The organism is Rhodopirellula halodulae (assembly GCF_020966775.1).
In the GTDB taxonomy this organism is placed as follows: domain Bacteria; phylum Planctomycetota; class Planctomycetia; order Pirellulales; family Pirellulaceae; genus Rhodopirellula; species Rhodopirellula halodulae.
This window is the reverse complement of sequence record NZ_JAJKFV010000029.1, coordinates 158700-179276: the sequence shown is the minus strand read 5'-3', so window position 1 is coordinate 179276 and position 20577 is coordinate 158700. Positions and strand designations below refer to the sequence as shown.

At 55.9% G+C, this 20577-nt stretch carries 16 protein-coding genes; 10 read left to right on the top strand and 6 right to left on the bottom strand.

Going from position 1 to position 20577, the window contains the following annotated elements; all coding sequences use genetic code 11:
* The first annotated feature begins 90 nt into the window (after positions 1-90).
* The 8 genes from LOC70_RS13695 (at position 91) to fliO (ending at position 6675) form a co-directional block, all read left to right on the top strand.
* Positions 91-1233 carry a hypothetical protein gene (locus tag LOC70_RS13695; protein ID WP_230254217.1) on the top strand — a complete coding sequence of 381 codons (1143 nt, stop codon included), beginning with the start codon at positions 91-93 and terminating at the stop codon, positions 1231-1233.
* A 58-nt stretch (positions 1234-1291) separates the two neighbouring features.
* Positions 1292-2731, top strand: a complete 1440-nt coding sequence (locus LOC70_RS13690) for an aldehyde dehydrogenase family protein (RefSeq protein WP_230254216.1) — start codon at positions 1292-1294, stop codon at positions 2729-2731.
* 423 nt (positions 2732-3154) lie between these two features.
* Positions 3155-3400 carry a flagellar FlbD family protein gene (locus tag LOC70_RS13685; protein WP_230256144.1) on the top strand — a complete coding sequence of 82 codons (246 nt, stop codon included), beginning with the start codon at positions 3155-3157 and terminating at the stop codon, positions 3398-3400.
* Between the two features lie 18 nt (positions 3401-3418).
* The gene (locus LOC70_RS13680; protein ID WP_230254202.1) at positions 3419-4180 is read left to right on the top strand and encodes a motility protein A; all 762 of its coding nucleotides are present in this window, start codon (positions 3419-3421) and stop codon (positions 4178-4180) included.
* Positions 4180-4935 carry an OmpA/MotB family protein gene (locus tag LOC70_RS13675; RefSeq protein ID WP_230254200.1) on the top strand — a complete coding sequence of 252 codons (756 nt, stop codon included), beginning with the start codon at positions 4180-4182 and terminating at the stop codon, positions 4933-4935. Before LOC70_RS13680 ends, LOC70_RS13675 begins: the two co-directional genes overlap by 1 nt.
* A 9-nt stretch (positions 4936-4944) precedes the next feature.
* A complete protein-coding gene (locus LOC70_RS13670) occupies positions 4945-5502 on the top strand; it encodes a dihydrolipoamide acetyltransferase (RefSeq protein ID WP_230254192.1) in 558 nt (185 codons plus the stop codon).
* Between the two features lie 16 nt (positions 5503-5518).
* The gene (gene fliN, locus LOC70_RS13665; protein ID WP_230254190.1) at positions 5519-5938 is read left to right on the top strand and encodes a flagellar motor switch protein FliN; all 420 of its coding nucleotides are present in this window, start codon (positions 5519-5521) and stop codon (positions 5936-5938) included.
* Entirely contained in the window at positions 5938-6675 is a 738-nt protein-coding gene (gene fliO / locus LOC70_RS13660) for a flagellar biosynthetic protein FliO (protein WP_230254182.1), read from the top strand. Before fliN ends, fliO begins: the two co-directional genes overlap by 1 nt.
* Here fliO and LOC70_RS13655 read toward each other — a convergent pair.
* The 4 genes from LOC70_RS13655 to hpnC form a co-directional block, all read right to left on the bottom strand.
* The gene (locus LOC70_RS13655) at positions 6644-9193 is read right to left on the bottom strand and encodes an FAD-dependent oxidoreductase (RefSeq protein ID WP_230254180.1); all 2550 of its coding nucleotides are present in this window, start codon (positions 9191-9193) and stop codon (positions 6644-6646) included. The genes fliO and LOC70_RS13655 overlap by 32 nt on opposite strands.
* Positions 9194-9281: 88 nt before the next feature.
* The gene (hpnE, locus tag LOC70_RS13650; protein ID WP_230254171.1) at positions 9282-10745 is read right to left on the bottom strand and encodes a hydroxysqualene dehydroxylase HpnE; all 1464 of its coding nucleotides are present in this window, start codon (positions 10743-10745) and stop codon (positions 9282-9284) included.
* Positions 10742-11746, bottom strand: a complete 1005-nt coding sequence (locus LOC70_RS13645; protein ID WP_230254162.1) for a phytoene/squalene synthase family protein — start codon at positions 11744-11746, stop codon at positions 10742-10744. The genes hpnE and LOC70_RS13645 overlap by 4 nt, the downstream gene beginning before the upstream one ends.
* Before the next feature lie 2 nt (positions 11747-11748).
* The gene (gene hpnC / locus LOC70_RS13640; RefSeq protein WP_255716086.1) at positions 11749-12744 is read right to left on the bottom strand and encodes a squalene synthase HpnC; all 996 of its coding nucleotides are present in this window, start codon (positions 12742-12744) and stop codon (positions 11749-11751) included.
* 188 nt (positions 12745-12932) lie between these two features.
* On the opposite strand from hpnC, the gene ispH reads away from it, so the two are divergent.
* Positions 12933-13886: a 4-hydroxy-3-methylbut-2-enyl diphosphate reductase gene (gene ispH, locus LOC70_RS13635; protein ID WP_230254158.1), complete on the top strand. Its 954-nt coding sequence runs from the start codon at positions 12933-12935 to the stop codon at positions 13884-13886.
* 60 nt (positions 13887-13946) lie between these two features.
* Here the strand turns inward: ispH and LOC70_RS13630 are convergent, their stop codons facing one another.
* The gene (locus tag LOC70_RS13630) at positions 13947-17009 is read right to left on the bottom strand and encodes an FG-GAP-like repeat-containing protein (RefSeq protein WP_230254156.1); all 3063 of its coding nucleotides are present in this window, start codon (positions 17007-17009) and stop codon (positions 13947-13949) included.
* 330 nt (positions 17010-17339) lie between these two features.
* A complete protein-coding gene (gene glgX, locus LOC70_RS13625) occupies positions 17340-19430 on the bottom strand; it encodes a glycogen debranching protein GlgX (RefSeq protein ID WP_230254154.1) in 2091 nt (696 codons plus the stop codon).
* Positions 19431-19930: 500 nt separating this feature from the next.
* Between glgX and LOC70_RS13620 the strand changes: the two genes are divergently transcribed.
* Positions 19931-20383, top strand: coding sequence for a hypothetical protein (locus LOC70_RS13620; RefSeq protein ID WP_230254146.1), 453 nt, complete (start codon positions 19931-19933; stop codon positions 20381-20383).
* Positions 20384-20577 lie beyond the last annotated feature (194 nt).

Sequence of the window (20577 nt, the reverse complement as noted above, 5' to 3'; positions counted from 1 at the left end):
CGATCGTCGTCCGCTTTCCTTTCTGGCATAATGGCTGGTGTTCCATCACCTCCCTTCCCTCCTCTCGCCACGTTCCCACCTGAGGCCACCATGAGTCTTGTTGGAGATACTCCTGCCCCGATCGATCCCCAAGTCCAAGCTGCCGCGGATCAAGCACTCGATCAACTCAATGAACACACCTTGAAAACCGTCCATTGGCATTTCAGTGAAGACACGGGGTCACCATTTTGGCTGGAGAAGAAGGCCGAACTGAACTTCGACCCGTTGAAAGATGTTCAATCCTTCGATGACCTCAAAAAGTTTCCACTCTTCGAGGATGAATGGTTGCGTGGCGGTCCAATTCGACGATGGGTCCCCAAGGGTCATGCCGAGAAGCCCGTTTATGTCTTTGAAACGGGTGGGACAACCGGAATCCCGAAGAGCCGTATGGTGATCGAGGATCACTGGAAAGACTACGAACTGTTCAGCGACACGCTGCCGGATGAGTATTTCCCCAAAGGTGCGAACTGGTTGATGCTGGGCCCCAGCGGTCCACGTCGCCTGCGATTGGCCGTGGAACATCTCGCCCAACATCGCGGTGGCATTTGCTTCTGCATCGATCTGGATCCACGCTGGGTGGTCAAGTTGATCAAGAAAGGCTGGATGGATCACCTCGAAGAATACAAGAAACACTGCATCGATCAGGCAGTGACCATCCTGACGGCGGGACACGATGTGCAGTGCATGTTCGCGACGCCGAAGCTTTTGGAATCCCTCGGCGATGCCTTGGAGGAAAAAGGAACTTCGCTGGCCGAAGTCGGTATCAAAGGAATCTTCTCCGGCGGAACCGAGTTCACTCCACAGTGGACGCGTTTCGCGGTTGAGGAACTGCTCGGCGGGCCGCCAGAAGAAGGGGGAGTCTTCATGACGCCGACCTACGGCAACACGCTCATGGGCCTCGCCTGCAGCAAACCAATCTCCGCTGCGGACGGTTACAAAATCAGTTATTACGCACCGCAACCACGAGCCGTCACCGAGGTCGTCCAGTTCGACGACTACAACGTCAAAGTTGGCTACGGGGAAACAGGGCGGGTGAAACTCTACACCCTGACGGATGAATTCTTCGTTCCGGGATTTATGGAAAGAGACGAAGGCGAACGCGAACAACCGTTTGAGACCTATCCCTGGGATGGAGTCAGCGGCGTGCGACCGTTCCACGAACTGGCCAGCGCCACCACGGTTGGCGTCTACTGATCGCCAAACGCGTCCGCTCCATCACACAGGCTCAAACTTCCAAGAACATACAATTTCCATGATCACACTGAATCCACTTCGTTGGGGAAAGCAATACGACTCCCTTGATTTCAATGATGTCGTTCACTTCGATACCGGCGAACCCATTGCCCGCATTGGCACCGTTGGCGGCGGCATCGTTGGCCGAGATATGCGTGTGGCTCACAAAGCCCGCGAAGCCTTGCTAGAAGTTCCTACCAACGAACTATTGCAGATGTGTCGCAAAGCGGCAGAGTTGTTTGAAAAGGAAACGCTCCCCGTTGGCGATTCCCAACAAACCGTTGATGACTTCATTCATCAGCAATCGGCCAGCACGGGACTTCCCGAACACATGTGCCGGTCCAACATGACCAAGAATAGTTTCGTGCTTAGCAACATGGAACAGATCCTTGATTGCCTGACACGCGGATTGGACCTGTCCATTCTCTCCAATGGGTACGGCGAAGAGGGTCGCGGGGTCACCGTCAGCTACCAAGCTCAGACACCCATCCTCGGTGCAATTCTGCCGAACAATTCGCCAGGTGTGCACACATTGTGGCTGCCCGCGATTCCGATGCAGATTGGTTTGGCCCTGAAGCCCGGTTCGCAGGAACCATGGACGCCCTACCGCATGGTGTCCGCTTTCATCGAAGCGGGCGTACCATCGGCTGCGTTCGGACTGTATCCCGGCGGGCACGATGCCGGGGGAGCCATCATGGCGAAAACAGCTCGCAGCATGATCTTCGGAAGTGCACAAACCGTCGCGCAACATGCCGGAAATCCGAAGGTTCAACCGCACGGACCTGGGTTCTCCAAGATCCTGTTGGGCGATGACATCGTCGATGACTGGGAAATGTTCTTGGACGTGATGGTGGAAAGCGTGTTGAGCAACTCAGGCCGCAGCTGCATCAATTGCTCAGGGATTTGGGCCAGCCGCCACACAAAAGAAATCGCAGCCGCCATCGCCGAGCGAATTGGCCCAGTCGATGTTCGCCCACCAAGCGATCCGGATGCACAACTGGCCGCATTCACCGTACCCGCCATGGCAACGGGCACGCACGCCATGGTGCAACAAGACCTAGCGGAAAGCGGCGTGACCGACATGACCGCTGAGTACGGTGAAAAGCTGATCGAACGTGAGCATTGTGCCTATCTGCGTCCGATGGTCGTTCACGCGGACTCGCCCGATCGTGGCGTGGCTTCGAAAGAGTACATGTTCCCATTCGTGAGCGTGGTGGAATGCCCACAAGAACAAATGCTCTCACGTATCGGCACAACACTCGTCGGAACCGTCATCACTTCTGACGAGAAGTTCATCCAAGATGCTTCGCGTTGCGTCGACATCGATCGGTTGAACATCGGCCCCTTGCCAACGAACCGACTGAATTGGTTGCAACCTCACGAAGGAAACATCATTGAGTTCCTCTTTGCAAACCGTGCCTACCAGATTGCGCCCATGCCTGCCGCAGCAAACGTCTGAACGCAAGCATTTCATGCATCCCTAGCGATGCAACCAACAACTTCAGCCGCGAAAGCCATCGGCTTTCGCGGCTTTCTTTTTGCCTGCTTGGAAGCAAGCCTCTTCATTGGACCGCAACGTTCACACACAACAAACTCTCTAAACTCTCTCGCTCGGGATGGCAACGATCCCAATCGGCGGTTGTTCCAAGCGTCTGACTCTTCGGAGATGACGGAAACATCGCCTATGCGAAGGGCCTTGCCCCATCTCGCCAGTACCTCATCGCGAACGGGAGTGCCGATTATCCGGTTTGTGCAGGCATGTTGCCAAAACACCCCAAGAATCACCGCGTGAACATCGCCTGTCGCTCACTGTGACCTACCTTTCAGCAGATCACCTTTCCTTTCATTGCGGTGATCCTGTCAAACACGGGGTGTGTCCAACATGATCAAGCTCACTCGGCTCGACGGAGAACCATTCGTCCTCAACGCCGAATTGATTCGTTACGTCGAACGACGTGGCGACACGTTTGTCACGCTGACCAATGGGGAACGTTTGGCAGTCAAGGAATCCATGGACGACGTGGTGGATCGATCGATTGAGTATCAGCAGCGCAAACACATGTTGCCTGCGGTGCCACCAGCGATCGATTTGCAAACCACCGCCTCCCATTCGCCAACCGCCAACTAGTTCCAAGACAGCACTTCCATGGACATTGCCAGCCTTCTCGGTTTGATTTTCGCGATCGGCCTGATCCTCGTATCCATTCTGCTTGGTAGCGCTCCGTTCTCCGCCTTCATCGACATTCCGTCGGGACTGGTGGTGGTCGGGGGCGCATTCGCGGCCGCATTGATCTGCTTCCCGATGGGCTCGATCCTGAAGAGCCCCGTCATTGCATTGAAGGTTCTGCTGAACAAAGGCGAGAACCGCTTAGCACTGATCAAATCCATCGTCGAACTGGCCGAGGTAGCACGTCGCGATGGCCTACTAGCGTTGGAATCCAAGATCAGCGAGATCGACAATGCTCTGGTGAAGACCGGCTTGCAAATGGCGGTCGACGGCACCGCCCCCGAAATCGTGGAAGAGGTCCTTCGCACGGAAGTCGCCGGCATGGTGATGCGTCACCGCGAAGGCAAATCCATCATGGACCAATTGGGACGATTTGCACCGGCCTACGGAATGATCGGGACCCTGATGGGTCTGATCATGATGCTTCAAGACATGTCCGATCCATCCGGGATTGGTGCCGGGATGGCCGTGGCACTGATCACCACGCTGTACGGGGCCATTGTGGCCAATGTGTTCTTCAGTCCCTTTGCAGAGAAGCTTGGACTGATGAGCCGCAACGAACAACTGAGCATGGAAATTGCTATTCGCGGCGTGATGGCGATTCAGTCTGGGGAAAGCCCACGGGCGATTGACCAGAAACTGCAAACGTATCTGCCCGCGAAACAACGAGAGCTGCAGTAATGGATGAAGAACCAGAAGAAATGGGCATCCCCGAGTGGGTTGTCACATTCGGCGACATGATGAGCCTGCTGCTGACGTTCTTCATCATGTTGGTCTCGCTCAGCGAGATCAAAGAAGAAGAAACGTACCAAGCCCTCGTGGACTCGATGCAGCAACAGTTTGGTTACAAACGCACACTGGAATCGTTGGCTCCCGGAGACGCGAAACCGCGTTCCATGGAGTTTTCAGTGCTCTCCACCACCGGTCGAGCCAAGAAAAAGGACACGGCCAAAGGTGGTGTGCCTGAAAAGGCTCCCGTGGGTGAGGAACAACATGTGCGCATCGTTCGTCCCGGTCACATGACCGCGGTCGGCAGCGTGGTGTTTTTCGAAGTGGGGAGCGATCTGCTGACACCCAATAACCAACGCATCCTGGAAGAAACCGCGAAACAACTGCGAGGCAAACCACAACGCATCGAAGTTCGTGGTCACGTTTCGGCTGAGTTTGCAGCCCGTACGGCGGGCACGGACGAAGCCATGCTACTCGCGATTCGTCGAGCTGCCGCCGTGAAACGCTATCTAGTTTCACAGCAAGGCATCTCCGCCGAGCGTTTCCGGGTGTCTTCCGCCGAAGCAACCGAACCAATCACTCGAAACGCGACGATCACCAAATTCGGTAACGACTCGCGTGTCGAAGTGTTCTTGCTCGATGAAACAGTGGAGGACCCCAAAGGCACCTCCGATTCCGATTCGAAAGACCGACGACCTCAGGCTTAGACCGATCCGATGGCCGACGAAAACACCACTGAAGAAACTCAACCAACCGACGAAGCACCGAACAAACCGCGTAGCAATACCGGTTTGATCGTGATGTTCGTTGGCATGGTGGTGGTTCTAGAAACCGGGATGTTCTTCTTTCTCGTCCCAAGTGCGGAACAAGTTAGCGCTTTGGCGGAAGCCGAATTGATCCAGTCCGTCCAAGAGGGCGCCGAGCAAGCCGAACAGGAATTGACCGATGAAAACCGAGAGGTCGAGTTCGATTTAGGTGCGTTTGGCGAGACATTCAGTCCCATCGAAACCGAGCGAACTTTTCGGGTGGAACTGAAGCTCTACGGGATCATCCGGAAGAAAAACGTCGAAAAAATGACGAAGGAGTTCGACGACAAAAATGGCCGACTTCGCCACGCGATTCGGATGAAAATCCGAAATAGCGAGCTGCAGGAGCTCACCGACAACCAATTGGGCTTGCTCCAGCGAAGAATTTTGACGACATGTAACCATCTTCTGGATGAAGATCTGCTGCTGGGAATCGGTTTTCAGGAATTCCAGCTGATCGAGGAGTAACACGGAGTGGACGGTCGTGAGCGAAACCGAGAATCAAACCGACTCTAGCGAACAGCTCAACACCGACGACATCGAGGCGTTGCTCAACGAAGCATCGCAATCGCTCGCAGCCGCCACCGGCGACAAAGACAACTCGCAACGCGATGTCCCACGTCCGTTCGCCTTGGGTGATCTTTCGCCCGGTTCAGCCAATGAAGCATCACACGACGTCGATCTGCTCGGCGAAGTGGAAATGGATCTTCGTATCGAGCTTGGCCGAACTGAGATGAAACTCGAAGAAGTCCTCCGCCTTCGATCGGGCAGCGTTGTCGCTCTCGACAAGTTGGCAGGTGACCCGGTCGACATCTACGTCAATGGCCGCCTTATCGCTCGCGGCGAAGTTCTGGTGATGAATGACAACTTCTGCGTTCGAGTGACCGAATTGGTGGGAGCGTGATGATGGCAAGTTCATTGCAAAATCCAACGCGAGTCGTCGCTTCGCAACGACTCTTCTGGATCCTAGCCGTCTTGATGGTGCTGCCATTTTCTGGCGTTGCCGCCGACCAACCTTTCGCGACATCAACTCCGATCCCAAAAGTCGAAACTGACAACTCACCCCGAGTGATCGGTCGAGGCTTCCCAACGCTTTCTGCGACGACACATTCGCCATCGCAAGGTGAAACCACCGCGTCCGCGTATCAATTGGCAGAAGAACAACAAAGGGATGGTCTCGAGTTCAATCCCGACCGGGAACCCAGTCGCTCGAAAACGATTGGCCCGCTCGTCACAGTTGGCTCCAGTCTCGCAATCGTTTTGGCGTTGTTCTGTGGGCTGGTTTGGGTGAGCCGACGCTTTGGTGGCGGCACCGCTGCTTCCAAACCCTTGTCAGCGAGCACTCTCAGTCCACTCGGGCACACAATGCTCGACCCACGTACAAAATTATTGCTCGTGAAATGCGGCCGGCGCGTGTTGGTGCTCAGCCAAACTTCCAACGGAGTCACGCCGATCACCGAGGTGACGGATCCAGACGAAGTTCGCGAATTGGTGGCGAGTTGCAGTTCCGAAGCTCGCGAAGTGTTCGAACAAACGATGCGCCAAATCGAACGCGAACCGGTGGCATCTGGCTTCGTGGAGCGTCCAAGCCAACCGGCGCCACAACAAGCTACACCGCGTCGACTGTTCGCTTCGGCGTAGTCTCTCGTTCTGCCAAAGTAACGACCGGCGCCGCACGGTCGATGGTCGCATGACGCAAGATTTCACCGGCCATCGCCATTCCACTTAGGAAGGCACCTTCCACTCGCGGTCCACCACACCAATCACCGCACACACCGATTCCGCTCGCTGCGTCCCACAAGCACTCTTGCTCCAGCGGCGCCGATGGATTGGCGAATCGCCAACGATGGGCTTGCGACTCGATGATTCGAGAAACACGTTTGCCGGTGGCCATTTCAAGAGCGTGAGTCAACTGCTCCAACACCCACTCAGAGGATCGCTCCAAGTGTTCACGCGACCATTCCGCGGATGCGTGCAATACCCAGCGACTCGCTGCTTCCGTTGTAATTTCATCGTTGGAACCATCCGCACGCCCCGGCTTGGCGTCGTTGCGAGCAATCCATGAAAGTGGTCCTTCATTGATAAAGGCTCCCGCGAAAGGCAAATCGTTCAGCCCTTCGCAGTGCAACATGGCAGACCAACACGGCTTCATCTCAACAGCGGAAGCAACACGTGCGATTTCTGAATTGTCATCCAGAAACGATACGGCTTGCGATGGCGGGCAATTCAGAATGACGAGATCAAACCGCCCCCACTCATCGGAATCGAGATTGTTCGTTGCGTCGGTTGAAGCATCCACCTGATCCATGCCCATCCGATCCGCTTCAATGCGCCAGCCTCCTTGATCCGGAACAATCGCACGGACCTTGGTTTGCAACTCGACATGCAAGTCTGCGGCGAGGTGTTTTCCGATGGCGTTCATTCCCGGCACACCCACGTAGCGAGGCGTTCGAGTCTTCTCCTCCGCCACCTTCCCTCCCGGCTGCAACTCGACAACGGTTTGCATCCAAGGTTCGACCAAACCTCTTTGGATCCAACTTCGCACATAACGGGCAAACCGATCATCCCGAACAGTGAAGTACTGTGCCCCATGATCAAACGACGATCCGTTCGGAGTCCGACGAGTCGCCATGCGGCCACCGACGCCACGTGATTTTTCAAATATCTGAACGTCTAACCCGTGGTCCGACAAAGTTCGGGCAGCGATCAGTCCAGCCAAACCGGCACCAACGATCGCAACCCGCGGCAAATTTTTCGCGATGGGACGATGCACCCACTCTACAAACTGCTGAACATCCAAACGAGCTTCGTGACGATTGACCAACCGTGGGCGCACGCTGCCGTAGACGGGCTGTTCTGGTTCGAACGGGCGATCAAATTGACCAAAGCTCCAAAGGATTCCGCTGTAACTCACCGGACTGCGTCCATCAATCGCGTAGCGATGATTCAGATCAATGCACTGTGCCAACGCATGAGACGGCGATGAGGTGAGCGACAAGAACGCTTTGCCCCAGGTCATCCGCAAGTTGTTATGAAGTTCGCCGTGTCGCAACAGACTCTGCTGAGCCAAATTCCACAAATCGTGTGACGAACGACCTCTCGCCAGAGCCTCCCAATCCAACGTCTCACCACGAGGATCAGCGGCGTGATCCGCAAGGGTATCCTGCGCCCATTGTGGCAATGCGGACATCGTGTCCAGTTCGTCCGAGTGCTCCAGACAAAATCGGAAAACCATCTCTCGCCAAACCACCAACTCATCCACGAACTTTCTCGCACCTAGGCTGGCAGCTTCGCGGGCGATTCGAAACGGGCTGACCATCCCATAGTGGAGGTACCCACTCATGCGGCTGACACCTTGTGGGTCGTCCGCATGGTTTCGGCGCAGAGAGTACGCTTTCAAAGACGAATCACGATACCGCTGCCAGCGATCATATCCTGCACGCGTTCCACCGGGCGTGTCAGCAACCGGTCCGACCGAATGATCGATCTTGCACTGACGAATGAGTCGCGACAAACAGGTGTCTTGCAAATCAATCGGCTCAAACCCCAGCTCACCTCGGAACTCAGCAGCCTTCAAATTTGAGGGCAGTTCGGTGTAAGGCTTCTGCAATCGATCCGACAAGGCGGGTTGAATCGCGCGTCGAAACTCAAACGCTTTCGTCCGTACCGTTTCCACCGTTTGCGACGGCACCACGCAATTTGTGTCGACTAGAACGATTGGCGTGGTCACCAAACTTCGCAGCCGTTCGGTCCAACACGTGATGGGGGCAACGGGCATTTCTTCACTGACCAAAACCGCCGCTCGGCGACAGAGATCACGCAAGTGCGGGCCGCGATTGCCTTGTCGTTCCAAGTGGAACGCGTAGCTGATTCCGCGTTCCGCCAATTCACGCTGGACATCTCGAGCACCTTGCAGAATGAAGGCATGGTGACGGTCCGACGCGTACGGATACTTCTCCGACAAACCGTGATACACCAGCAACGGCAAGCCGGCGTGGTGCGCAATCGAGATCGCGACATCCAACGCTGGGTTCTCGTGACCCCGCAGTGCATTGTGCATCCAATACAACACCATCTCACCCGGCGGGTGATTGGTTTCATCGGGGGCAACCAGCCACCGTCGACGCTCAATGAGGTGTGCGGGGATCAGCGGATCCAAAATGTTTCACTCCGAAAGAGAAGCGGATCTGTGTAGTTACGGTAGCCAAGTGGCAAACCAGCCAATTTCGGCGGGAATCATCGGCAAATCATCGAATCAACCAACGGGCCAAAAGGCCTCTCGGCAGCCCCGGCGGTTCACCGTGAATATGGTCTGCTTCGTGGTTGGATGCAGCGAGAGCCCCGAGCACGGCTTTTGCCGCCATCTGGCCGCTGATCGCCGCACCTTCCATTGTCGACGGCCACCCCGTTGCGACGGCGTCTCCCGCCAAATACAGACCCGGCATTTCGGTCTGCACAGATGGTCGGCAACGTTCTGTCGCGGGGCTGACACTGAAAACCGCATTGGGATCGGTCACCACTCGAAAGTTCAAAACATTGGGCGTTCCAACTTCCGGAAAGGCTGCTTCCAATTCCTTCATGACCTCCGCTACCAAACGCTCGCCGGACCAACCTTCCTCACCATGCCGACCACTGATGACGACTTGATGGTACGCCCCATCCACTTGCGTCGTCGCTTCGGCATGAGAGTCCAACGGTTCCCGAAACAACCAATGCGTCAAAGTGCCGACCATTGCAATGTGGGGCAACTCCGTCAACGATCGATCCAACCACAAATGCACTCCCGTGATGGGAGACGACTCAAACGGGGTTTCAGAATCCGACGGTTTCTCTTCAGCCGCCGAGTTCGACTGTCCCCACAACTCAGGGAACCATCGGCGGCTGACATGCCACGGTGTAGCAACCAAAACATCATCCGCCACCAAACGGCTTCCTCCCGAACAATGAATCTCCCATGTCCCAGCATCCTGCGTCCGCTGCAATTCGCGAACGGGAGACCGAAGTTGCAGATCGACTCCCATGCCACGGATTCGACCTGAGAACTCGTCACCAAAAATCTTCGACAGCGGAAGCCTTGGCACCCAAACATCGCTGGCATCACGGGCTCCCGCAAAACCATCGACAATCACCTTGCGAGCCGCCTGCATCGAAACCCGGTCGATTGTGTCGCCCAAAGCACTTACCAAGATGACCGACCAAAACTTCTCGAGGCAGCTTTGTTCTTGGTCCTGCATCACCAGCCAATCCTTGGCGGTCACCCCCACCAAGTCACTGGACTTCGTTCGCATCAATCGCCAAAGGCCCTTGCGAATCAGTTTTTGATCTCGCGAAGACAGGTGCTTCAGCGATGTCAACGTCATCGCTAAATGCAGCGGCGCCGGCAACCACTTGTTGGGTTCAAAGCGACTGAATCCATGGTCCGGATGATAGAAGGTCAAAGCTTCATATCGCTGGAAGTGTCGTAACAGGTCCATTCGCTGCAGCAGCGACAACAAAGTGGTGCAACATCCCATCGCCACGTGTTGGCAATAGTCGACCGTCTGTCCCGTTTCGCGTTCCACGAACGAGCCGGCGCGCCCACCGGTGCTGCTACGGGCTTCCAACAGCGAAAGCTCCAATTCTCTTCGCTTGAATTCGTCGCTTCTTGCCAACGTTTCAGCGGCGGAAAGACCTGCGATTCCTCCGCCAAGGATGACCACACGGCGAGTCATGCGGAATTGTCACGGTTTGATAACGCAACCGAATCATCGACCGCAAGCTCCAGCGGCGGCACGGGCAGCCTGCGATAGAGCGGCCCAACGAAGTGATTGGAAACGATTCCAATCCGATCTCGCACTCCCAAGGAGACTCGTCGTGTAACCACGGCGTCCGGATCATCCATGATGCGTTGAAGCAGCTTACGGTAGGTCCGCCACATCATGCTGAACATCGGACGCCCATCTTCGTGCAGCGAATCCCAAACCCGCCAACCTGATTGAAACAGCTCCGATGCCCTCTCCGCTTCGTCCAGCAGCAAACAACGCAGCCGAGCATCCCGACGCGGTGAAAGCAAATCATCTTCTTCAAGACCATGTTGCTCGTAATGCTGACGTGGCAGATAGATGCGACCGCGAGCGGCGTCTTCGCTGACATCCCGCAGGATATTGGTTAACTGAAACGCCAACCCACAATCCACCGCCGATTGCATCGGTAGCGGCGAACGAAAACCCCAAATGTGCAAACAAGCGATGCCAACCGCGGAAGCCACCAGATAACAATAGTGTTCGAGTTGTTCGAATGTGTCGAACCGGTTCTTCTGTTGATCCGCCATCACTCCATCGACGATTTCCAACAAGTATCGCGAAGGAATTTGATATCGATCGGCAGCGTGGCGTAGCGCTGGCATGATTTCGTTGGCATAACGCACCAAATCGATCGAATCATTGGTCGAAAGTTTTTCAACCTCATCTGCCAGCCGAATCGGCTGCGGCCCGTCCCCGATCAGGTTCATCGCGGTCGTTTGTCGCCACCATTGCAACCAACTACGACGCAGGGTCAGTGGTTCGGAACAATCCCCCAAGTCATCCGTGATACGCGCAAACGCGTAGAGCGCAGACATCGCGTCGCGTTTGTCTCGGGGCAACAACCAAAAGGAACGATAAAAACTACTTCCGGAACGTCTGGAAATTCGTCGGACGGCGGCATAGCTCGACGCGAGCAATTTGGGATCCATGATCAAGCCACCTCTGATGATGCTCGACCACGAATGAGCCGCTGCCACATCGCGCCCAACAACAACTTCGCCTGGGTGCGGCGATGGACCACCGGACGCGTTCGCAACACGTCGTACTGAATCGCCTCGATGGCATCCAACGTGGCCAAACCTCCCTGCACGAACAGCCTTAGGTCAGCACTCAGCCAGGCTGGCACCCGATCAATCAAGACCGCTCCGCGATGAAACCGCTCGCGAGTTTGCTGACAGAGAAATTGAATCGATTGTCGAACGTAGTTGGGTGTTGAGTCACCACCGGCCAAACCATCGCGAATCAAAGACTCGTCGAAGCCAAACTGCTGCATGATGGTTCTGGGGATGTAGACGCGACCGATCAATCGGTCGCGTGAAACGTCTTGCCAAAAATTCGCCAACTGCAGCGCCGTGCAGATCTCGTCCGAAGCCAACAAGTTCTCTTCATCATCCGAGTCGGCCATCCGCAAAATCATTCGGCCGACCGGGTTGGCTGAACGGCGGCAATAGTCCAACAGTGCTTCTTCATCGTCATAGCCAAACACCGTTTGGTCTTGGACGAATGCGTCCAGCAAATCATCCAAACAGGATCGAGGAATGGAATGCTTGCGAATGGTTTCCGCCAGCGCGACAAAGATTCCATCTCCCGCGTCGCCAGGTGATTCTCCAGAGTAAATTTTCGCGACCGATTGTCGGTATTCGTTCAGCGCCGCCATCGCCTCCTGCGGGCCCGCCGACTCATCCGCCCGATCATCCGCCGTCCGACAGAACGCGTAGACGTCGCAAAACGGTTGCCGATATTCCCGCGGCAACAAACAGGTCACCACCAGAAAATTCTCTCGGCTCTCCTTCGCAATCGCCCGACACTTCGCACGCGATTCCTCGAGGGCATCACGAAAACAGTCCTTTCCGTCGCTCTGCAGAATAATCCGGCTTTCCGCCGCCTCACCAGAAGCTGAGCCCGGACATGCCTGATCCGATCCCATTTCGAGACTTTTCGGCTGATCGAAGGGGGGCGACGAGGACGATGGCATACTTGTTTTCAGGGAGTCCGCGAATGTCCGTTGGACGTTTTGGGGCTTCTGCGGTTATTCTAGCCGATGACCAACTCCCCCCGAACATTCCCGCCGGACGCATCCTTGCTCACGAATTCGGCGACCGAAAAGATATCTTCATGAAGATCATTTTGGCTGCACCCCGAGGCTTTTGCGCCGGGGTCAACATGGCAATCGACTCGCTGGATTTGACGCTGCAAAAATTTGGTCCGCCGGTCTACGTCTACCATGAGATCGTCCACAACCAGTATGTGGTCAAGACTTTTCGGGAAAAGGGAGCCGTCTTTGTGGACACCATTGAAGAGGTGCCCGAGGGAGGAGTGTTGCTCTTCTCCGCCCACGGCGTCTCACCCGAAATCCGAAAAGCGGCACAAGCTCGCAAGCTTCATGCCTTGGACGCCACGTGCCCGTTGGTCACCAAGGTGCACCTGGAAGCAATCAAATACGCCAAAGCGGGATACACCATCATCTTGATCGGTCACGAGGGTCACGATGAGGTGCTGGGAACCATGGGAGAAGCCCCCGAAGCCATCGTCCTGGTCGAAGACGAGAACGATGTCGATAAGCTCGAATTCCCACCCGGAACAGAGCTCGCTTACCTAACCCAAACGACACTTTCGGTGGACGACGCCGGTCGAGTCATCAAACGATTGCGAGAACGTTTCCCGGAGATCCACTCGCCACCCAAAGACGACATCTGCTACGCGACTCAAAACCGTCAAGAAGCCGTCAAACTGCTTCGCGAAGACGCAGATGTGGTGGTTGTCCTTGGCAGCCAGAACAGCAGCAATAGTCAACGATTGCGTGAGTTGGCAGCCGAACAGGGCAAAACCGCGGTGCTCGTTGACGGCCCCCAAGATCTGTCGCTCGAACAATTTTCATCTGAGAACACGGTCTTGATCACAGCGGGTGCCAGCGCTCCTGAATCGGTTGTCGAAGACACCGTTGAATGGCTGAAAGCCAACTTCGACGCAACGGTCGAGACTTCTGTGATTCGCGAAGAGGATGTGAAGTTCCCGCTGCCGAAACCACTGCGCGCCTTCGCCGCGGAGCAAGCCGCCGCAAAGGCATGATGCCCGGTTGCTAGCCGATCACTGCGCACAGACGAGCAATTCTTCGGTCACACCTCAACCCTAGTTGGCGAGGTCGACTTCCGGCCACGGCGTTTCCTGACCTTCCACCCAAAGCCAACGACGATCCAACGATAAGTCTTGGATCACTTCCCCGGCAAGCAACGATGTCTGCCCGGACGGCCACTGAATCTCAACCCGATCCAATCGCTTCTGTTCCCCCAGGCCAAAGTGCAGGACCGCCTCGTTGCGACAAGCGTATCCATCGCCGGTCGCAACCACCGACGTCCACACATCGTCGCCCGCGAAAAGCTGAACGCGCGCACCAATCGCGTCTCGTTCGGATTGGACTCCCACCAGTCGCAATTGAAGAAACCGATGATCGTTCACGGTTTCGTTTTTCAGTAGTTCCACCGCTGCGTCGGCATAAGTCACGACGGCATCCTGTCGCCCATCTCGGTTCCAATCGCAAGTCGCCACGCCGCGTCCCAACCGAGCCCGATCCCAATCGCCTTTGGGATCGTCCATCTCCGCGGATACAAACTTCGATTCTTCGTTGATCAACACTTGGGTCCGCATGCGAAATGGCGTGCCGTTGTCGGTCATGTCTTCGATGTGCCCGTTCGCAACTAGCAGATCGCTCCAACCGTCGTTGTCGACGTCGATCGGTTGCACCCCAAAACCCGTGGTGCGAGCCGTCAAAACATCCAATCCGTATGCCACTGCGCGGTCAATGAACATCCCACCGGAGTTCTGACAAAAATGGTTTGCCCATTCATCGTAGAAGTTACTGACATGTAGATCGAGGAATCCGTCGCGATTAAAATCCGCGGCGGCGACTCCCATGCAAGCGTTCTTGTTCCCGCCCGGTCCCACGGCGACCCCGCGTAGCGCTGCCTGGTTGTTCCAACTCGTTTCGTCCTGTCCGGAACTCGATTGGAACCAGAGGTGATTGGCACGTTGATCGTTTGCGACGAAGACTTCATTGCCACCTTGCAAATCCAAATTCGTGACCAGCAGTCCCATCCCCGTGCTGCGTGCCGATTCATCGTGACCAAAGAACGTCGTCGCGGCACCACCCCGAGCGTCTGACTTGGCAACGTGACTCATCGCGGGCCGAAAGTGAAGCGGCCCGGGCAACTTCACGGGTGTTCCGTCTTCATGTCTCTCGATTGAGTTCAGAACCAACGGATCATCGACGTAATTGATCGATATCAAGTCCGGCAAATGGTCGCCCGAAACATCCGCGATGGCGGTCGACAAGCTGAACGCCAAAGACAACTCGGTCGCCTTCTCCAACGCATCCAAACGCTCGCGGCGGAAGGTTCCATCGCCCTGGTTGATCCACAGAACGTTCTCTCCAAAATTCGCGAGGAACAAATCGGGCCAACCGTCTTGGTTCCAATCTCCCGCTGTCACACCGTGGCCATAACCTCGATCATCACAATCAGCCAGTCGAACGCATTCGACAAACCGGCCGTCCGTTTGGCGAAACAGAGCGTTGGGCCGCGTGCCATTTCGCTGAGTGGGCTCACCCGCTGCTTGGTTGAAATAGAAATCCACCCATCCGTCGGCGTCATAGTCCAAACAGGCCACACCGCCGCCCAATGGTTCGTGAAGTCGGAACTCAGACTTGATCTCGGTCTCGGCATTCAGCCAGCGAAAGTCTATCCCCATTTCAGGAGCCACATTCACCAAGCGAACCTGGTCGCGTTGCTGATTGGGCAGTTGGCCTTGCGACAACGAGACGCCACTTTCAACTGCATCCATCTTTGGCAACTCAGCCTTTGGCAGTGCTGCGATCCACTGAGGACGCAGATCGTTGAAGTCGTTGGAATCGAGTCCGCATAGAAGCAATTCGCGGTCCAGCCCGTCGGGGAATTGGTTCAACGTCTTGCCAACGTCTCGTTGCCAAGCCTGCCACGCGCGGGCGGAATTGGGCTGCACACTCACGAGCAATGCTTGCCATCCCAAGGACTCACCGAGGCAGCCTTGTTCGCCACTAAGCTTTGCCAACCGCTCATACAATTCGCCCTGCTCGGGTGGCGACAATGGACTCGCCTGCATGTCCCAAACTTGATTGGCGAGCCACTGCGTCTCGTCCAGTTGTTTCAATCGCCGTCGAACTCGCTTTCGCGACGCATCCAGTGACGAGTTGGATGAGTCTTCAGCTGCCAACACCTCCAAAGCAGCCAACAGACTATCCCAACCGATTTGGCTGTGCGGTTCCCGCTGGATCGCCTGCAAAAAGCAATGAACCGCGAACGACGCCCCACGATCCCCGGCGATGGCCGCATCCTCGTCATCGATCGCCCAACCGTTTTGCACGGCAGCACCCCAAGCGAGCCAATAGGCTGGGTACCGCTGCACTGACTTGGTTTCCGAATGCTTTGCCCACCCGTTCCATCGTTGCTGATCCTGGGTCAGCGCGAGCATCCACCCCAGCATCGCAACGATCGCTGGGTCTTCTCGCTGCTCAGGATTACAGTTTTCCAAAGCCCGAATCGCATCGCGGTAATCGCCGCGACTTTGAAGTGCAGCGACCACGCTCAACACGCCCTTCGTTCGCAGGACCTCTGGATTGGTCGGATCCGGCTTTGCTTCGAAATTCACCTGCGGACGATGCGGGTAGATCAACCCAATCAACTCCGGTGGCGTCAGCACGGCTCGACCAGCCAACAACCGATATTGCTCATTCGCGTCGAAACGATACCCCAGCCTGGCAGCCAATCCGGCATAGTCTCGACGGAGTTCGGCGTTCTGAGAATTCTCGCGAACGAGTTGCCTCAATCGATCCAACGCACGCTTCGGCTGCCCCGCCTCATATTCCAAACCTGCGGCTTGAGATCGCAATGCGACAGCGTCTTGCGGGTCCGTGGCAATCAATCGGTCCAAAGCCTCAATGGCTTGCAGTCGATCTCCTTGCCGAATCAGACTCGCGATTTCCTTTCGTTGAACCGCCGGGAAATCAGCATGCTGTTCATCCGCCGATGTGGAATCATTGCTCGGTCGAGCGACATCCACTTCTGATGAATCCTGCGTGGGTGTATCCGCTGATGGCTTGCACCCGGCGAAGTACCAAATGAACAGCCCAACCAAACCGAGAGCCATTGCCTTCGCCGGCATCCGGTGGAGAGAACTCGTCCACCGGATAGAAAGAAGTTGAAACAACGAGAGGAACCTTCTCGGGTTCCCCGTTGGTGGCGTCGTGTCGCTTGTGGGTGCCGAAAGAAATCGCATCCCACGATGATAGCCGAACGGCAAAATTGAAAAGCTTCCAAACCGCGCCCAGCTGAGCTGAAACTTTCACACTCAGGCGTGATCTAAAATCGGAAAAGCAAAGCGAAAAGCGTCCTCGGTGGACGGTTCATGAGAAGACGAAGAGTTGCCACCAACGCCCGTCTTCTTGCGGTGCTTCACCGCGAGAAGACAGGCACAGAGATCGAACAACTCGAATCAGCTGGGTGCTGCGTTGCAAACGTAAATTCGCATCGAATGGCGACCCACTTCCACCACTCGGTTGTTTGGCGGCATCGGACCATCAACCTCAGGATAGATGTCCTCTGGTGGCAACGCGGCCGTGTCCACGAACAAGTTCCACTGCGTCCCACGAGAGATCTCTGGGAAATGGAATTCGCGGTGATCCCCCGTGCTGTTGAACATCAAAATCACGTCGCGTCCCAAGCCTTCCGGATCGTCAATTCGGCTGGGTGCCGCGATGTAAGCGGCCATCGCCAATTCGCCTTGATCCCAGTTCAGCGGATCACCCGACGGACTGTACCACGACACATCCGGCACCTTGCGTCCGTCCACCGGTTGCCCCGTCAGGTACTCACGACGGCGAATCGTCGGTTGGTTCTTTCGGAAATTGATCAACGCACTGACGAAACGCACCAAGTCAGCGTTCTTTTCGACCAATCGCCAATCAAACCAAGAGATGTCATTGTCTTGGCAATAAGCGTTGTTGTTGCCCTTCTGAGTGCGACGTGCTTCATCACCGCTGACGATCATCGGCACACCTTGGCTGGTCAACAACGTGGCCAACATGTTGCGAATCTGCTGACTGCGAATCGTGCTGATCGCCTTCTTTCGCGTTGGGCCTTCCACACCATAGTTGTCACTGATGTTGTGGTTGTCACCGTCGTTGTTGTCTTCGCCATTGGCGTGATTGTGTTTCTCCTTGTAAGAAACCAAATCATTCATGGTGAAACCATCGTGTGTGGTCACCAGGTTCACACTGCAAGACGGTGGACGTCCGGCGTGCTGGTACAAGTCACTGCTGCCAGCCAAACGAGTCGCCAAAGGCCCGAGTGTTCCCGCATCGCCGCGCCAGAACCCACGCACATCATCACGATAACGTCCGTTCCATTCTGCCCAGCGGTGATTACCAAAGCTACCGACTTGGTAGGCACCCGCGGCGTCCCACGCTTCGGCAATGATCTTCGTGTCGGCCAACATCGGATCTTCTGCGATCAACTCCACCATCGGCGGGTTAGGAATCAAATTCCCGTTCCGGTCGCGGCTGAGAATGCTGGCCAAATCGAATCGGAAACCATCGATGTGGTAGTTGTGCACCCAGTGACGCAAGCAGTGAAAAATCATCTCCCGAACGACGGGGTGGTTGCCGTTGATCGTGTTGCCGCATCCGCTGTAATTGCAGTAATGCTGTCCTTCGGAAAGGATGTAATAGACTTGATTTTCCAAGCCTTTGAAGCTCAGCGTTGGCCCATGTTCGTTGCCTTCGCAGGTGTGGTTGAACACCACATCGAGAATGACTTCGATCCCCGCCGCGTGCAGAGCTTTCACCATTTGTTTGAACTCGTTGACCTGAGCACCAGGCGCCGAGTCGTGAGCGTAACCGCGGTGTGGCGCGAAGAACGCCATCGGGTCGTAGCCCCAGTAGTTCGGACGAGAAAGCTTCTTGCCATGCGGGTCCTTGATTGGGAACTCGTGAACCGGCATCAACTCGACGGAGGTGATCCCCAATGACTTCAAATACGGGATCTTCTCGATCACGCCCAAATAGCTTCCGGGAGCTTTGACCTTGGCGGTTTTGCTTTTGGTGAAGCCACGAACGTGCATTTCGTAGATCACCGATTCGCTGACGTCACGACGGACGTGACGATCACCTTCCCAATCAAAGGATCCGTCGACCACGACGCACTTTGGCGGACGCACGACGCCGTCGGTTCCTTTTTGATATGTCCCGGCGAGGGCCTGGGCATAAGGATCGATCAAACGAGCGGTGGAATCGAAACGGTGACCGTTCTCAGGCTCCCACGGTCCGCTGGCTTGGAAATGATAAAGCTGGCCGGCTTCCAGTCCCGGCACGTGCAAACTCCAAACATCGCCCCATCGATCCGTTCCACGGTCGAAGTCAATGACTTGTGCTGGTTCGCGGTCGGTCACCTTGTTGTACAGCAGCAACCGCATTTCTGTCGCGGAACGGCTGAAGACCGAAAACTGCACTCCCTTCTCCGTGAGCGAAGCTCCGAATGGTGGGGTGTAGGCGAACTGAAGATCGGGGCACGGTTGTCGCATCAGCATGTAGAGATCGCTCCTTGAGTCGCTGGCCTGATTCGGTTTTCGTCGTCCATCGGGACTGGTGTGAGTCCGCACGCATCGCGGAACGCATCACTGACAAACCGGTCAGGCGTGGTTCCAGTTGTCCGCTCAACCCTAGCACTCCATCGCGAATCGGCAGTTGATTCTGTCCACCACGGCCAAAATCTGTCCGCAGCCCAAACTCCCTGCACCAAACGAATGGATCGGTACACCAAGGCAAGCTATTCCGACTCATCTCACGATGCAGATCAGGACGCTCCTCCGGCTTCATTCAAAGTGTTTTGATGAATCCGTTAACCTTTCATTTCAGTTGCTCTCAAACGTCTCCCCAAAAGGAATGTAAAATCGAGTGAAGGCACCATGATATCGTGCATGCAAGTCCCTCATGAACGAGACACTGGATCCGATGTTGCCAACTGGAGGTCGTCACCCTTAGAGCACATTACAGGTTCAGATTTCCCCCTGACACATTGGATCACAGGATGAACGATCAAAACCCGTACCAAACGACCGTCGAAATCTCGCCTGATCCGTACAACTCCACAGGAATCCAGTACGGCGGCATCGGACGAACCGCTTTCATCGTCGGATACATCGGCATCATCGTGGCTCAATGGGCATTGGCCTTGGTTGCCGTCCGCTTCACCGATGCCGGCGCGGGACAGATCGGACTCCCGCTGCAATTGATCAGCGGTGTCGCGACGATCGCCTTGGCCTGGTACCGCATGATCAACCAGGGCAGCAGCGGTTTCTGGGCTCTTGGAGTCATCGTGCCGCTGCTGAATCTCTTTGTGATTTTGCGGTGCATGTGCTGCCCAATGGGCTACGCCGATGACCACAAACTCGATACCGCTGGCAAGATCATCGGCGCCACCATCTTCGTGTTGTTCATCCTCTTTGTGGTGCTCATCGGAATGATCTTCACACGGTTCTGATCAGCTTCCCGAATCAACTTCGTTCGAGCGGACCGCTCGGCAAAATCCCCTTCACGTCTGCGACCAAAGTCACCAGCGTCCGCAAACATTCGCCGCTCGATCCGCGAGAGCAAAAACGCCTGATGCAGCTTGCCCCGATGCACCTTGCACGAGCATCGAGCAAGATTCAGCGGGTGTCTCGGCTCCACTTGGAT

Excerpts from the sequence above, each read along its gene's own strand:
- LOC70_RS13620 (WP_230254146.1), top strand. The coding sequence starts at position 19,931 with ATGAACGATCAAAACCCGTACCAAACGACCGTCGAAATCTCGCCTGAT.
- LOC70_RS13675 (WP_230254200.1), top strand. The coding sequence starts at position 4,180 with ATGGATGAAGAACCAGAAGAAATGGGCATCCCCGAGTGGGTTGTCACA.
- LOC70_RS13645 (WP_230254162.1), bottom strand. The coding sequence starts at position 11,746 with ATGGATCCCAAATTGCTCGCGTCGAGCTATGCCGCCGTCCGACGAATT.
- hpnE (WP_230254171.1), bottom strand. The coding sequence starts at position 10,745 with ATGACTCGCCGTGTGGTCATCCTTGGCGGAGGAATCGCAGGTCTTTCC.
- LOC70_RS13685 (WP_230256144.1), top strand. The coding sequence starts at position 3,155 with ATGATCAAGCTCACTCGGCTCGACGGAGAACCATTCGTCCTCAACGCC.
- hpnC (WP_255716086.1), bottom strand. The coding sequence starts at position 12,744 with ATGGGATCGGATCAGGCATGTCCGGGCTCAGCTTCTGGTGAGGCGGCG.
- LOC70_RS13690 (WP_230254216.1), top strand. The coding sequence starts at position 1,292 with ATGATCACACTGAATCCACTTCGTTGGGGAAAGCAATACGACTCCCTT.
- fliO (WP_230254182.1), top strand. The coding sequence starts at position 5,938 with ATGATGGCAAGTTCATTGCAAAATCCAACGCGAGTCGTCGCTTCGCAA.
- LOC70_RS13670 (WP_230254192.1), top strand. The coding sequence starts at position 4,945 with ATGGCCGACGAAAACACCACTGAAGAAACTCAACCAACCGACGAAGCA.
- glgX (WP_230254154.1), bottom strand. The coding sequence starts at position 19,430 with ATGCTGATGCGACAACCGTGCCCCGATCTTCAGTTCGCCTACACCCCA.
- LOC70_RS13695 (WP_230254217.1), top strand. The coding sequence starts at position 91 with ATGAGTCTTGTTGGAGATACTCCTGCCCCGATCGATCCCCAAGTCCAA.
- LOC70_RS13630 (WP_230254156.1), bottom strand. The coding sequence starts at position 17,009 with ATGCCGGCGAAGGCAATGGCTCTCGGTTTGGTTGGGCTGTTCATTTGG.
- LOC70_RS13680 (WP_230254202.1), top strand. The coding sequence starts at position 3,419 with ATGGACATTGCCAGCCTTCTCGGTTTGATTTTCGCGATCGGCCTGATC.
- ispH (WP_230254158.1), top strand. The coding sequence starts at position 12,933 with ATGAAGATCATTTTGGCTGCACCCCGAGGCTTTTGCGCCGGGGTCAAC.